This window comes from Pedobacter sp. GQ55, from assembly GCF_059758925.1.
In genome coordinates this window covers 388,581-403,882 of sequence record NZ_JCAXEI010000002.1, presented here as the reverse complement: position 1 = coordinate 403,882, position 15,302 = coordinate 388,581, and the positions used below count along the sequence as shown (strand labels likewise).

8 protein-coding genes are annotated in these 15,302 nt (G+C 41.9%); 6 read left to right on the top strand and 2 right to left on the bottom strand.

Going from position 1 to position 15,302, the window contains the following annotated elements:
- Positions 1–42: 42 nt before the first annotated feature.
- Positions 43–2,565, bottom strand: coding sequence for a beta-L-arabinofuranosidase domain-containing protein (locus AC6CH7_RS06540; RefSeq protein WP_498261919.1), 2,523 nt, complete (start codon positions 2,563–2,565; stop codon positions 43–45).
- A 218-nt stretch (positions 2,566–2,783) separates the two neighbouring features.
- Here AC6CH7_RS06540 and AC6CH7_RS06535 point away from each other — a divergent pair, with 218 nt between their 5' ends.
- Positions 2,784–4,445 carry a glycoside hydrolase family protein gene (locus tag AC6CH7_RS06535; protein WP_498261918.1) on the top strand — a complete coding sequence of 554 codons (1,662 nt, stop codon included), beginning with the start codon at positions 2,784–2,786 and terminating at the stop codon, positions 4,443–4,445.
- Between the two features lie 3 nt (positions 4,446–4,448).
- Here the strand turns inward: AC6CH7_RS06535 and AC6CH7_RS06530 are convergent, their stop codons facing one another.
- Entirely contained in the window at positions 4,449–5,762 is a 1,314-nt protein-coding gene (locus AC6CH7_RS06530; protein WP_498261917.1) for a hypothetical protein, read from the bottom strand.
- Positions 5,763–5,933: 171 nt separating this feature from the next.
- Here AC6CH7_RS06530 and AC6CH7_RS06525 point away from each other — a divergent pair, with 171 nt between their 5' ends.
- From AC6CH7_RS06525 to AC6CH7_RS06505, 5 genes are all read left to right on the top strand, one after another.
- A complete protein-coding gene (locus AC6CH7_RS06525) occupies positions 5,934–8,984 on the top strand; it encodes a SusC/RagA family TonB-linked outer membrane protein (protein ID WP_498261916.1) in 3,051 nt (1,016 codons plus the stop codon).
- 2 nt (positions 8,985–8,986) lie between these two features.
- On the top strand, positions 8,987–10,669 hold the full coding sequence (locus tag AC6CH7_RS06520) for a RagB/SusD family nutrient uptake outer membrane protein (RefSeq protein WP_498261915.1): 1,683 nt from the start codon (positions 8,987–8,989) through the stop codon (positions 10,667–10,669).
- 16 nt (positions 10,670–10,685) lie between these two features.
- Positions 10,686–13,085: a hypothetical protein gene (locus AC6CH7_RS06515; RefSeq protein WP_498261914.1), complete on the top strand. Its 2,400-nt coding sequence runs from the start codon at positions 10,686–10,688 to the stop codon at positions 13,083–13,085.
- A 5-nt stretch (positions 13,086–13,090) separates the two neighbouring features.
- Entirely contained in the window at positions 13,091–14,332 is a 1,242-nt protein-coding gene (locus tag AC6CH7_RS06510; RefSeq protein ID WP_498261913.1) for an MFS transporter, read from the top strand.
- 139 nt (positions 14,333–14,471) lie between these two features.
- Positions 14,472–15,302, top strand: coding sequence for an ABC transporter ATP-binding protein (locus AC6CH7_RS06505; protein ID WP_498261912.1), 831 nt, complete (start codon positions 14,472–14,474; stop codon positions 15,300–15,302).

The window sequence follows — 15,302 nt, the reverse complement described above, 5'->3', positions numbered from 1 at the left end:
CGTATAAAAAAGAGGGCAGGGCAACCTCTTTTTTTGCCCATATTACTTTACTTCTTTCACCAGCAAGTTGTCAATGCTTGCCAGCGAATCGAATGCCCTAACACCAATCATACCGCTTTTAAATTCTGAATCTGTTACAGCTATCAATGGCTCTGCTGCTCCGTTAAAGTATACTTTAATGTCACTGCCTTTGGCTTCTATTTTAATCTTGTACGGCTTTCCTATCTCTAATTTTTGCTGTTCTGATGCAAGTGTCACCCATTTCTGATCAGATGATTTACCCAATTGGATCGTACCTGTTTCTGCATCAATTCCCAGGTAATAGCCCTTATACATATCTGCGCCAAGCACCGCATCGGTAACCCTGAAAACCAGGCCGGCGTTGCCTTTTGAGTTTAGCTGTACGGTTGCTTCGTAGCTCAGGTCCTTAAACATGGTGCTGCTTGCAATGGCTTTTGAACCATGTATTCCATATCCCCATGAGCCTTTGTTAGATGCAGCGTGGATTGCTCCATCTTTAATAAACCAGCTGCCACCATACAACAGCCAGTCTTTAACTGTAGCATTGTCAAAGTTTTCTTTAAACAGCTTGCGCGGACTTTCAGGCGTGCCAATTACAGGGAAATTACTGATCCTGATGTTTTCACTTCCAAAAGGGGTAAGGGTTATTTCTTCGGTCTGTTCCGAGGAAGCAACCGGACTCCTTGGTACTTCAAAAGCATGCATCTTATTATAAGCCATGGTCCACGAAGGTATTTTCTTTGCCGAAACTTTCAGTTTAACAGGCGTAGTGGCCTGAATAAACGGATTCTCCGGCATTGCTGTGTTTTGAACTTTTACAGAGGCTGCAAGGTTCTTACGATCTATAACCAATCCATAGTTCCAAGGCGAAGTTGAAGATACCTCATAATCAAAAAAGCCCTCTACGGGATGTTTTTTGCGGATGCTGTATTTAGCATCCATCTGCAATCCATATACCAACGGACCGCGTTCCACAGTAACCGATTGGTTTACCTGATCTGATACTTTTACCTCCATTGGGAAATTAAGTACGACCTCGTCGTTGCTGCTCCATGACCTATTGATGGTATAAATCTGACCGGTTTTAACATTCGATAACGCCTTGCCATTCACCGCTATCTGTGGTTTTTTACACCATTCGGGTATTCTTAGCTTTAACGGGAAGGTGGCGGTTTTTGCCAGATCTATTTTAATTCTGATCTGCTCTTCAAAAGGGTAATTGGTTACCACATTCAATTTAACGGGAACTGCATCGGCTACAAAAGTATTCAGCTCAACCGGTGCATAGGCAATTACTGCCAAACCCTTATCGGGTGTTGCTGCCCAACTGTTTTTCACAAAATAGGGCCATCCCATGTGCATGTTATACCTGCAGCAACCCATGCCAGAGTACGGACTTAAAAGTATTCCGCCGTCGTAATCCTCATCAAAACCAGAGTTACCATGCTTACATACCACCTGATTGGGCTGGGTATAATATAAATGAGATTTAATGTCTCTGCTAAATTGCGATGGTAAAGTGTTAAAAGCAATTTTCTCTAACCTGTCGCCAATCTGTGCGTTATGAACTATTCTGGCAGTGGTTTCCAGACTTTGCATCCATTCTACCACCGTGCAGGTCTCCGTTCCCTGAAATGAGCTTCTGCCGGCCAGGAATTCTGTTCCCGATGCTATGCCTGATGCCTGTCCATGGTCCCTCATCAAATTGCTGATTCCTTTTTCAGTTGCATCTCTGTAAAATGGCGTGTTGTTCAACTGTGAGTAAATTGCCGGAAGTTTAAGCGCCTGGCCAACGCTAACGCTGTGCTTGGTATGGAAATCATCTCCATAATGGTAGAACTGGTTATTTGTATAGATATCTGCCCATGGATAGGCCTGCGATTTTAGTTTTTCGGCTAAGACTAGCAAAGACCTTTCACCAGTTCTGTTGTACAACCACAATACCAATTCTATGTTGTCGCCGGTCCTTGATTTGCTCCATTCGGTTAACGGTTTTTTAGCAAGGTTTTCTAGCTGATATTTAAAATATTTGGTGAAAAAGCCAAGTACGCGTTCATCGCCAGTAGCCTCATAATAACTTTGTATGGCATACATCATTGGCATTCTTGGCCACCAGTCGTTCATTTTTGCAGGGCCAAAAGCTCCATTAGCTTGTTGATGATCCAATGTCCAGTTTATCCATTTCTGCGATTTTGCTTTTAATTCAGGATTATCCAATGTATAAGCCAGAGCTATAAGTCCTTTTACGTAATAAGGAACCCGTTCCCAACCTTCACCATTGCCACCCAGCCAATCAGACTCAGGACCAAGGTTTGATGCTTCCGGATAAAGTTCTTCGGCATGTCCGGTTGCTCCATCTTTTTGCAATTCCAATTGTTTCAGCAACCAGCCTTTGGCTTTTATACTGCCAAGGGGAAGCTGTATGTACGTGTCGGCCGTCAATGGTGCACGGTTGTATACATATTGCTTTCCATGGCTGTTTTGCGCAAATAGCAATGACGGAATCGAGGCAAATGCTAAGATGAGTGATTTCTTAACGTCCATGTTTATAAATGGCTTTGTGTGTTTAAAGAACAAGTTTATTATAAAATATTTACTGTTTTAGTTATTATTCGCAAATTGATACAATCTGAAGAATTTTTGAAACGTATAGGCGAGTATTATCACTGAATGTTAATATTGCTTAATGACTGGATAAAAAATCAAAATTGCGAGCTTTAGAATGTGCTTTATTTGTTGCCAAACCTAGCTGATCTCATGAAATGAAAAAGTACCTGTTTATTCACCTCATCCTTTGTGTTTTCTTTTTTACACCCTGCACGCTTATTGCCCAAATCGCGGAAAGGCCACGTCCTGTGGAATGGGATCAGCTGGTAGCGGGCGGACGGTTTAAAGACCGTTTGTTACCTATGCCAAAAGGCAAGCTAAGCAGCGATACCTGGGGTGCCAAAGATGTACTGCCCCGTTATGTAGATAATGGTATTGAAGACCGTATAAGATCTTATTGGGGAGGGAAAATAATTTTAGGATCGGATAAGCTGTATCATCTTTATGTAGCCGGCTGGCTCGAAAGCTCAGCGAAAGGCCATGCAGAGTGGCCCAATTCAATCGTTTACCATACGGTAAGCGATAACTCAATTGGCCCTTTTGTGGTAAAAGATACTGTTGGCCCAGGCCATAATCCTGAAGTTTTTCAGATCAAAGACGGCAGATATGTGATTTACATTATTGATGGATATTACATTTCAAATAGTTTAAACGGACCGTGGGAATTAAAGCATTTTGATTTTGATAAAAGGGACCGTCCGATTATCGAAGGCCTGTCTAATTTAACCTTTGCGCAAAGAGAAGATGGTTCTTGCCTTATGGTTTGCAGAGGGGGAGGTGTGTGGATCAGTAAAACAGGTGTATCTGCTTATAACCAAATTACCGACAGAAGGGTGTATCCGAATGTAAAGGGTGAGTTTGAGGATCCGGTGGTGTGGCGCGATAACGTTCAATATCATTTAATTGTTAACGACTGGTTAGGGCGAATTGCCTTTTACCAACGCTCAAAAGATGGGGTTAACTGGGTTACCGATACCGGAGAGGCATATACCATTGGGGTTGCAAAACATGAAAACGGACAAGTAGAAGACTGGTATAAATTTGAGCGTATTAAAGTGCTTCAGGATAATTACGGAAGGGCTATTCAGGCGAACTTTGCCGTAATAGATACTTCGAAAGCAGATGATAAGGCCAGCGATCGTCATAGTTCCAAAAATATTAGCGTTCCGTTGAATCCTGGCGTTTTATTAACCCTGCTGAATAAGGAAATGCCAACAACTAAAACCAATGTGATCAGCGTTAAAATTGTAGCCGAAAAAGGATTTAATCCACAAACAGATGTAGATGTTAAATCCCTACGTTTTGGGGCGTCAACTGAAGTTAACTTTGGCAGAGGGGGCAAGGTTTTAAGTGTAACAAAATCAAACAAAGACCTTATTGTAAATTTTGATGCCAAAGGCAGTGGCATCAAAAAAGAAGAATTTGCACCAAAACTAATCGGAAAATCTACCGCAGGTAAACTGCTTTATGGATATACCCGCGTACCATGGTTAAACTACAATGAGGCCATTCTTTCGGCCCGCAAACCGGTGTTTAATACAGAGGATAATAAAACCAACTTAAAAATAGTGGTGGAAAACTTTGGTCAGGTGGTTTCGAAAAAAAGTGCGTTGGAGGTTACTTGTCTTGTTGGTAACGTGAAGAAAGCTTTGGGCGTTTCAGCGGTTCCGGTGCTACAGCCATATGGTAAAACAGAAGTTAGTTTGCTTACAGGTCAGGTATTCGAAAAAGGGAAGGAGTATGCGTTTTCTGTAACTGTGAGTACCAATAATACAAAAGTTTCCTTATTCGAGTTTAAGGCCGTTCCGGTTAAATAGTTATCAGAAGGTTTCTTCAGTATTCAGGTCGGTTATGTGTAGGTTATCGAAATAACCTATCCCTGCTATTGTCAATCTGATTCCCATGATCTTACCAATTGATTTGTTGTATTGCGTTTTAAATGCTTCTTTATCATTGATAAATAATTTAACCTGTTTGTTTTCAATTCGGAGCTTTAAATCGGCACCGCGACTCAGGTCATGTCCAAGTGCCCTGAGGTCGTATTTATCACCGCTTCTGGTGTTTTCAGAGAATTGATAACTTGCCCAGGCTACACATTCAGGTTTAATGATACCGAACATATGTTTATTTCTTTCTCCGTAAATAAACAGATCTGCTTGCGAGCACCTTACACCGGCCCTGTTTTCTGAAGAAGCAACATGCATCGTGAGTTCAAAATTGTCTCCGTTAATGGCTGTAGGTTTTATATTTGAGAAAGCAACAAAGAAAGTGCGATTGGTATCCACGCCGGCACTATAAACTTCTTTTGCTGATACGCTTATCGGTTTTCGAAGGCCCAAATTCTTTACTAAAACGGGGTATACCCTGGTGGTATCCTTCATCACAGAAGTAATGGCGCTCCAATCTTTACTTTGCAAATAAACATATCCGGTATCAATGGGCTTGTTCTTATACAACAGCACCGGGTAATACCTTCCCGGAATCTCATAGTAATGATTAAAAAGGCTGTCAGAAAGGTTAATTCGCCTTATCCGGCCATCTCCAAAATCAACAGAAAAATTAGAAGATGAATCAGACAATGGTCCGGCTGCGTCCAGTTTAAATATGGCCGAATGGGGGGTAAGTCCTTCGGGGTTTATGCAGTTCAGTTTTATGTTTTGAGCAAATAAATCACTGTCTTTATTTAGTTTTCTTAATAATACTATCGCGATAAACGTAGTTAGTACTATAAAAGCTATAAAGTAAAACATTTTCTTGTTGCTTTCCTGCCTATACATCTCAGGAGTTTTAGCAGGAGCCTTCTGTACTAGTCCGGTTTTTACATCTATAATGGGGTTCTTAAACTCAAATTCGTACCAGTCTCTATAGCCTATAAATTTTGCAAGGGCATCGCGTGTTGCCTTTTGAGGATAATATCGGGTAGGTGTTTTAGATTTTCCAAAGATTCTTTTAAGGGTGCTTTCGCTTAAATGAATGGATGTTTTACGTGATAACAAACCACTCAACCTTACATAGTCGCTGTTCGTCCAATCAGAAATTGGTTTTTCACCAATCTGGTCAGCTACTTTCTGACAGCATATATCCAGCTGTTGAAAAAATATTGAATTTTCAGCTTGTTCAGAATGCCTGTTCATCTGGTGTAAGTGGTTGTTTTATAGTTGGTTAGGTTGTTTAAAATATTGACCAATATTTTGGATATGGTATTGGCGGCTCATTCTGTAAAACGGGATATAAATTTACTAAACCAATCAAAACTAAATCAGATTGACAAATAACAATCTTTTTTAAAACTTAACCAAATATAAATGAAAAGAAAATTATTACTTCTGGCGATGTTTTTGGGCCTGCAATATGCAGCCATCGCACAAACCAAAAAAGTATCGGGTAAGGTTATCGATGCCACCACAAAACAACCTCTGGCGGGTGTTAGTATTACTGTTTCAGACACCAAACAGGGAACAAGTACCAATGCGGAAGGCGCGTTTACCTTAAACGCCCCCTCCGACGCAAAAACCATCCTCTTAACTTTCGTCGGCTACCAGGACCAAATTGTTGAACTTACGGGTAAACCACTTCAAATTGGTCTGTTGGTTGATAATAAAGACCTCAACGAAGTTGTAGTAGTTGGTTATGGTACGCAAAGAAAAAAGGACCTGACTGGCGCAGTAACCTCAATAGGATCAAAGGATATAGGCGGACGACAAACCCTTCAGGTTTCTGAAGCCCTGCAAGGCAGTGTTGGAGGTGTTTCTGTAACCCGTAGCAGCAGTGCACCTGGCGCGGGATCCAGTATTTCGATAAGAGGGATTACTACCATCGGAACAAACAGCCCACTAATTATTGTGGATGGGGTGCCTGTAGGTAATATTGATAATGTAAACCCAAATGATGTTGAAAACATTACGGTGCTAAAAGATGCGGCCTCAGCTGCAATTTATGGATCAAGGGGAGCGGCAGGTGTAATCTTAGTGACCACTAAAAGAGCGAAGGAGGGCCAGAGCAGCCTGGAGTATAACTACGAGTATGGTGTGCAAAGGGCAACCGCATTACCTGAATATGCAGACGTACAAGATTATATGCGCTATTTTAATGAACAGGCTACAAACGACGGCGCTTCTACGGGCCCTTTTCCGCAAGCAAGTATAGATAAGTACTTAGAAAACAACCTGGCAGATCCGGATAAGTTTCCTAATACCAATTGGCAGGAAACGGTAATGACCAATAAATCCGCTCCACGCCAGCGTCACGATCTGGTATTTACCATGGGAACTGATAAAATTAAAACCAAAGCCTCACTAGGTTATTCAGATGCAGGAGCGTTTTACGACAACCGATCTTACAACAGATACCTGTTTCGCATCAATAATGACCTGCAGTTGAACAGCAAAATGAATATCAACTTAGATGTTGCCTATAAAAGAACAACCAATAAAGGCAATGGGAATGAATTAAATAACAGCTACAATCCCATTTATGAGGCACGTATAATGCCGCCAATTTATGATGATTTCTATTCCAATGGACTTTCAGCTTTTGGGAAAGATGGCAGAAATCCAATTGCTCAGATCAACGAGGGAGGATTTAGTAAAACCCTGGCAAATCAGATCAGCGGTCGCATTATGTTTAATTACAAACCTCTTCAGGGACTTACCTTAACCATGCAGGTAGCGCCAACTTTTGATCTGGATAAGGACAAGTATTTCTCTAAACAAATAAAGTTTACCAATGCCGATGGCAGCATAAGTACCATTGTGAACCAGCCTAAAACTATCCTGAGCGAAGGCAGGAACGAAGCCTTTAGTGTTAACGGGCAGTTGCTGGCTAACTATACCAGAGAGATCGCAAAAGACCATACCATTGATGTGCTTGTGGGTTATGAAGAAAACTACAGGTCACTTGAATCTTTGGGGGCTTCCAGAACCGGTTTTGCCCTTGTTGATTTTCCTTATTTAAATGCCGGAAGTACAGAACTGAGAGATAACTCGGGCAGTGCAAATGAATCAGGATTACATTCCCTTTTCAGCCGTTTGCAATACAATTACAAAAATAAATATTACATCCAGGGAAATATCCGTTCAGACAGGTCCTCCAGATTTGCGGAAAAATTCAGAAATGCAATATACCCATCGGTTTCTGCAGGCTGGACAGTTACCGAAGAGAGCTTTATGAAAAATATGAACTGGCTTTCTTTCCTTAAATTAAGAGGCTCATGGGGGCGTGCAGGTAATGAGCGATTGTTAGACCGAAACAATAACCCTGCTTATTATCCTTACCAGGCAACTATAGACTTTACAAACGCTTTGTTTTATCAAAATGGTGTTGTTACCCCATTAACCGGTGGCGGGCAGCAAGTATATGCCGTAGAGAACATCAGCTGGGAAACCAGTCAGACCACAGATGTTGGACTAGACGCAGCTTTTCTTGACAACAGGTTAACTGTTTCTGCTGATTACTATAAAAAGAAAACTTATGATATCCTGTTGCCGCTCGATATTCCGCTTTATTTAGGATACGACAAGCCTAACCAAAATGCAGGTGTATTAAATGTGAAGGGCTGGGAGCTGGAAATGGGCTGGAAAGATAAAATCGGGAACGTGAATTACTCCGTTGCTGCCAATGTTTCAGATGCGAAATCAAAAATCGGAGATCTGAAAGGAACAGAATTCAGAGGCGATCAGATTATCCGTAATGGCAGTGAATACAATGAATGGTTTGGATATAAGGCCAATGGAATATTCCAGACAGCGGCAGAAGTTGCCGGAGCACCGGTGCTAAATGCAAACACTAAACCAGGAGATATTCGCTACCAGGACCTGAATAACGATGGAAAGATCACTACCGACGATAAGGTGCTGTTGGGTGGAGCATTACCGCGCTATCAATATGGAGGGAATATAAGACTCGATTATATGGGTTTTGATTTCGGTGCCGTATTTCAGGGTGTCGGTAAAAAGTTAAGCCGTTTAAATGACGAAGTTACTCAGCCATTTGCCGAAGCGTTTGGAAATGTACCGATTGAAATGGTCGGGAAATTCTGGAGCCCAAATAATACTGCAGAACAAAACCTACAAGCCACTTATCCTAGGCTATCACGTACCTCTACATCGAACAACTATACCTTGTCAGATTTCTGGTTAATCGACGGCTCTTACTTTCGTGTAAAAAATCTTACACTCGGGTATACCTTAAAGGAAAGCTGGATAAAAAAGGCAGGCATTCAATCGTTCCGTTTCTATATCTCAGCTAACGATCTGTTTTCATCCAGTAAGTTTCCGAAATACCTGGATCCCGAAGCCGGAAACTATGCTTACCCAATTGTGACTACAATACTGGCCGGTGCAACCCTAAAATTTTAATCATGAAAAAGTTCTATTTAATTATCATCATATCTGTAGGCCTATCTGCCTGCAATAAACTCGACCTCAATCCACTTTCTGAGGCCTCAACCGGGAATTTTTATTCTAACCAAACCGAACTGGAACTGGCTGTTAATGACCTTTACCGACTGGTTTTCTGGGGGAATGATAACGAATTGTTTGGCGACAATGAGTGGCACCGCGGCCAGTTAACAAATGCAGTGATCGGCGGCACTATGAATGCCGACGATGCTGCGGTGCAAACTTATTGGCTGAACTGTTACAAAGCCATAGCAAGGGCAAATTCCTTTTTAGCCAATAAAGATAAAGCGGCGGGCAACACCACAACCGCCGTGATGTTGAGGCTGGAAGCAGAGATGCGCCTGATCAGGGCGAATCAATATGCTAAACTGGTCACCCATTTCGGCGATGTTCCTTTGCTGACCACTACTTTAACTTTAGAAGAATCTTATGGGATCACCAGAACCAGTAAGGATCAGGTACTTGATTTTGTTTTTAAAGAGCTTGATTTTGCAATAACAAATTTACCGGAAACCTATGCCCAGGCGGAAGTGAAAAGGCTAACCAAAGGAGCTGCATTGGCTATAAAAGCGCGTGCCGCTTTATATATGGGGAAATATGATGTGGCCCGAGATGCAGCAAAGAGAGTCTTGGATTTAGGTGCGGCCAATGTATATAGCCTTAATGCCAGCTATTCTCAATTGTTTCTAAAATCAGGTGAAACCAGCAAAGAGCTTATTATTAGTATTCCAAGAGACCAGGCTCAGCAGGTTTTTAACGGGGCAGCTTATGTGCAGGACAATGTCTCCAGGAATGCAGGGGGCTTTGGTGCCCAATTGCCAACACGGGATATTGTGGATGCTTATGAATGTACCGATGGAAAGCCCATTGACGAGTCGTCATTATATGACCCTAAACAGCCTTTCAAAAACCGTGATCCTCGTCTCACGGCTACAGTGGTAGAGTTCAACACCCAATGGCTTGGGTATAATTATACCCCACATCCTGATTCTTTAACTGTGTATAGTTCAAAGCAGAATAAAAGTGTATCCAATAAAGATTCACGTGCGGTTGCAGCATTTGCAAGTTTTACAGGTTTTCTATGGAAAAAAGGGATTGATCAAACCTGGGCCGACCGACTTGCCGAAGATAACGATGCCATCGTTATCAGATATGCCGAGATGCTACTCACTTATGCAGAAGCAAAGGTAGAACTGGGAGAAGCTGACGTTACCGTTTTAGATGCCATTAATCAGGTTAGGGCAAGAGCTTATGGTGTTACTGCTGCGCAAACCACATTGTACCCGGCTGTGACTACAACAGATCTAACAGCACTTAAAAAGATTGTACGAAGAGAAAGAAGGATAGAATTTGTAAAAGAAGGGCTTCGCTATATGGACCTGATCCGCTGGCATCTGGCCGAAAAGGTATTGACAAAACCGGTTATTGGCTTGCCCGACCCGGCAAATCAAAACCGATCAAAATGGCCTTTTCCGGGTGTTACCCCGCTTGACAACGATGGTCTGGCCGATTATTCTGGTTTTGGATCTGATGTTAAGGTGCTTATTGAAAGGAAGTTTGATAAAAGCAGACAATACCTGTGGCCTATACCGGCTGTAGAAAGAAGGGTAAATCCTAGCATCAGTCAAAACTTAAACTATTAATATAACACACACATAAATGAATATTAACCCTAATTTCAAAAGTTGTGCTGCCCTGGCGGCACTACTTTTCTCTTTGAACACATTCGGTCAGAAGACAATAAAACCACTGCAGGTAAGTGGTGTATATCCACATTTAGCAACATTTAATGAGGGCTGGCCAAAAACAGAAAAAAGCACAGTAGGATTTGGTGAGGGATTCGAAAATGGTATCGGTGCAATTATTCCTTGGGCAAACAAGCTATGGATGGTTACTTATTCCCCTCATACGCCTAATGGAAGTGCAGATAAGCTTTATAGTGTAGATGCAGATCTTAATGTAACCATACATCCCGAAAGTATCGGCGGTACTCCTGCCAACAGGATGATCCATAAAGAATCGAATCAGCTGATTACCAGTAGTTATTTTATTGATAAAAATGGAAAAGTAAGAGTGATTCCCTTTTCTGTAATGCCAGGCAGGATGACGGCAACCGCAAGGCACCTGATTGATCCGGCCAACAAAGTGTACTTCTATGATATGGAGGGTAAGGTGTATGAGGTTGATGTAAATAGTCTGGCTGTTAAGAAACTATTTGAAAAACCTGTACCAGGTTGGCATGGAAAAGGTGCTTATACAGGACAAAACCTATTTGTAGTTGCTAATAATGGTGAGGAAGCCGTTTTTAACTTAAAGAAGGAATCACTTGAAGCGGGCGACTTGCCTAAGGGACCTGAAGAAATGGGTGTTTTGGCCAGCTGGGATGGTAAGACCTGGAAGATCATAGAACGGAAACAATTTACGGATATCACAGGACCTGGAGGTATTTATGGTTCACCAGACGATAAAAGTCCGCTATGGGCAATAGGCTGGGATAAGCGATCGGTAATTTTGAAATTGCTTGATGATGGACAGTGGTACACCTATCGATTGCCAAAAGCCGCACGTACATATGATCATAGGGGCGGATGGTATACTGAATGGCCGCGCATCAGAGAAGTGGGCAATGGAAAAATGCTGATGGATATGCATGGCATGATGTACGATTTTCCAAAAACCTTTTCCAGAAACAACAGTGCAGGCATTTCTCCTGTAAGCAGCCATTTGCGTTATATTCCTGATTTTTGCAGCTGGAACAATCAGCTTGTAATTGCCACAGATGAAACTACTGTACTCCAAAATTCAATGGCAGGCCGGTCTCAATCTAACCTTTGGTTTGGGCAATGGAGCGATTTAAAAACATGGGGCGGTGCAACAGGTTGGGGTGGCCCATGGGATAACGATGCGGTAAAAGCAAATATGCCTTCGGATGCCTTTCTGGTTAATGATTTCAATAAAAAAGTACTGCATTTAACTCAGACATCAGATCAGGCCGTTAGCTTTACCCTACAGGTTGATAAAACAGGGAATAATAAATGGGTAGACTATAAGGTAATTAAAGTGCCGAAAAATGGTTACGAGAATTTTATTTTTCCGGCCGATTTTAAAGCTACCTGGATAAGGTTTAAAACTGATAAGGATTGTACTGCTTCTGCCTTCTTCCATTTTACAGGAACGATGCACGAAAAGCAAGATCCCATGTTTAATACCTTAAGCGATATTACCGACAAAGATGTAGTTAGTTCTACGGTTATTCGCCCTGCAAACTTCAACAAAAACCTGCAGGTATTGTCAACCAGCAACGGCAAATGTCAGTACGCAGAAGTCAATGAAAAATTGACCTTTTCTGCAGGGGCAGTAGACAGTACCTCCCAAATGAAACGTTTACTGGCCTTGGGGAAAGCTTATTCTGTTGATGAAGCATCGGTTATTATAAAAGATAAGACGGGAACTTTCCGTGTGCCAAAAACATCGGATGCCTACGAGACTTTTCTTTATCGCGACCGTCGTGAAGTTGAGTCGGAGCGCTTTATGCTAAACATACAAGGAACCTTTTATGAGGTAGGGCGCGAGGCCGGATTTATAGCCCTTCGTCCTGTTACCACACACCATAAAAAGATCATAGATTTTTGTACCTGGAGAGGTTTACTGGTACTAAGCGGAACCAAACCGGAAGCAAAGGCCGATGGCCATTACTTTGCTAATGAAAAAAACACCGATGGACTTTGGTTCGGAGGAATTGATGACCTATGGAAAATGGGCAAACCTAGAGGGCATGGAGGCGTTTGGAAAAATGCTTCGGTTAAGACCGGCACGCCATCTCTGCCATTTCTTATGACGGGATATGATAAGAAGAAGGTTTCCTTAAGTGCTGATAAGGATGTGAAGATCACCCTAGAAGTAGATTTTGACCTTTCCGGCTTTCATACCTATAAAACCTTTACGGTGCCTGCCGGTAAAATCATCAACTACGAGTTCCCGCAAGGATTTAGTGCACATTGGATAAGGGCAATTTCAGATAAAGACTGTACTGCAACAGTTGAGTTTACCTATCAATAAACAAAATGGATCTAATTAAAGACAAAACGGCAACTCAGTATCTCCTGAGTGCGCCCGTAATTGTGGCTGCGCTTGGGTATTTTGTGGATATTTATGACCTGCTGCTTTTTGGTATTGTGCGTATACCCAGCCTTACAGAGCTTGGGCTGAATGAAGCAGAACGCTCGGTTCAGGGGGCAAGTATTTTAAACTGGCAGATGAGTGGTTTACTGATCGGGGGAATACTCTGGGGAGTTCTTGGCGATAAGAAAGGGCGTTTGTCAGTTTTATTCGGCTCCATAATTACATACTCTATAGCAAATTTTGCCTGCGGATTTGTACACGATGTGAGCATTTATAAGCTATTCCGTTTTGTAGCCGGGATAGGATTGGCAGGAGAACTTGGAGCAGGCATTACGCTTGTTTCAGAAAGTTTGCCTAAAAGACTCAGGGCTATTGGTGCTTCGGTAGTGGCAGGAGTAGGACTTCTTGGCGCTGTTGCCGCCTATTTTACAGTAGAACTCTTTAGCTGGCGATATGCCTATTTCACCGGTGGTGGATTAGGCATATTGTTGTTGTTTCTGCGGATCGGTGTTTTTGAATCGGGCATGTTCAAATCTATGCAGGACTTTGATGAGCTTAAAAGAGGTTCACTGCTTTCCTTCTTTACTGATAAGAGCAGGCTTAAGCTCTATTTGAAATGTATAGGCATTGGATTACCCACCTGGTATGTGATTGGTATTCTGGCCACGTTTAGCAATGAATTTGGTAAGGCATTGCACATTACCGAAAACGTGAAACCCGGGTTGGCAGTCATGTGGTGCTATGTAGGACTAGCATCAGGCGATTTGCTGAGCGGTGTAATCAGTTATTATCTGGAATCTAGGCGTAAAGCGGTGGGATTATTTATGTTATTTACTTTAATCGGAACTATCATTTATCTATACGCCGGCATAAGCAGTGCCACAGGCATATATATGATGCTCTTGTGGCTTGGATTTGGTATTGGTTACTGGGCGATGTTTGTAACCATTGGCGCGGAACAATTCGGTACAAATATACGGGCAACTGCTGCTACCACTATCCCTAATATGGTAAGAGGGACAGTGGTAGGGATGACCACCTTATACGGTTTTTTGAAACCAACAGTATTAGAGCTGCACGCTGCGGCAATTGTTGGTTTCATCTGTTTTGCAATTGGCTTTTACTCGATTTTAACCATTCCTGAGACTCACGAAAGAGATCTTGATTTTGTAGAGCCGGAGTAAAACCCGGTCTGCATACTTTATAAGGCCTTGTAATTCAGTCATTAAAAATATTCTGTGAATTAATTTGGAAATGTAAATACTATATCTACATTTGTACTGTACTACATAAGTATTACAGTTCTACTTTACTCACAACGCTATGATCGAATTAACAAACCTTAGTTTCGGATACAGGAAAAAAGAACTTCTGTTTTGGAATCTGAACCTTAATCTGGAGACTGGCCATATTTATGGCTTGTTAGGGAAAAATGGGGCAGGTAAATCAACTTTACTTAAAAACATTGCGGGTCTGGTTTTCCCAACAGAGGGTACCTGCAAGGTTAATGGCCTTAGTGCCGCCAAGCGACTTCCTTCTTTTTTACAGGAATTGTTTTTTATTCCGGAAGAGATGGAACTGCCGTCGCTTTCAGGGAATGAATATGTTCGCCGTACTGCTCATTTTTATCCAAAGTTTGATCACGCGCAATTCTATAAAGTACTTGCTGAATTCAATGTGAATCCCGATGATAATTTAAACCAATTGTCTTTTGGTCAGCAGAAAAAAGTTATGATCACTTTTGGTCTGTCCACCAACACCTCATTGCTGATTATGGACGAGCCTACAAACGGGCTTGATATTCCTTCAAAAGTCCAGTTCAGAAGAATCATGGCCTCTTCAATTACAGAAGATCGCTGTATGATCATATCTACCCACCAGGTAAGAGATCTGGACAGTCTGATCGATACCTTACTTGTTCTTCACAAAAAAGAAATTGTGTTGAACAAGAGCCTGGATGAAATTGGCGACCGCTTACTTTTCAGTACTGCAGGTAGTTCCAATAAAGATGGAATACTATACTCTGCGTCTAATGCTATCGGTAATAATACCATTAGCCTCAATAACCAGCAACACAACAATAAGGTTGATATGGAGCTGCTCTTTAATGCGATAATTGACGATCACACTGCTGTAATTGAATCTTTAAAATAA

Bases quoted from the DNA above. Each gene is read 5' to 3' on its own strand.
- AC6CH7_RS06540 (WP_498261919.1), bottom strand. From the start codon at position 2,565: ATGGACGTTAAGAAATCACTCATCTTAGCATTTGCCTCGATTCCGTCA.
- AC6CH7_RS06535 (WP_498261918.1), top strand. From the start codon at position 2,784: ATGAAAAAGTACCTGTTTATTCACCTCATCCTTTGTGTTTTCTTTTTT.
- AC6CH7_RS06530 (WP_498261917.1), bottom strand. From the start codon at position 5,762: ATGAACAGGCATTCTGAACAAGCTGAAAATTCAATATTTTTTCAACAG.
- AC6CH7_RS06525 (WP_498261916.1), top strand. From the start codon at position 5,934: ATGAAAAGAAAATTATTACTTCTGGCGATGTTTTTGGGCCTGCAATAT.
- AC6CH7_RS06520 (WP_498261915.1), top strand. From the start codon at position 8,987: ATGAAAAAGTTCTATTTAATTATCATCATATCTGTAGGCCTATCTGCC.
- AC6CH7_RS06515 (WP_498261914.1), top strand. From the start codon at position 10,686: ATGAATATTAACCCTAATTTCAAAAGTTGTGCTGCCCTGGCGGCACTA.
- AC6CH7_RS06510 (WP_498261913.1), top strand. From the start codon at position 13,091: ATGGATCTAATTAAAGACAAAACGGCAACTCAGTATCTCCTGAGTGCG.
- AC6CH7_RS06505 (WP_498261912.1), top strand. From the start codon at position 14,472: ATGATCGAATTAACAAACCTTAGTTTCGGATACAGGAAAAAAGAACTT.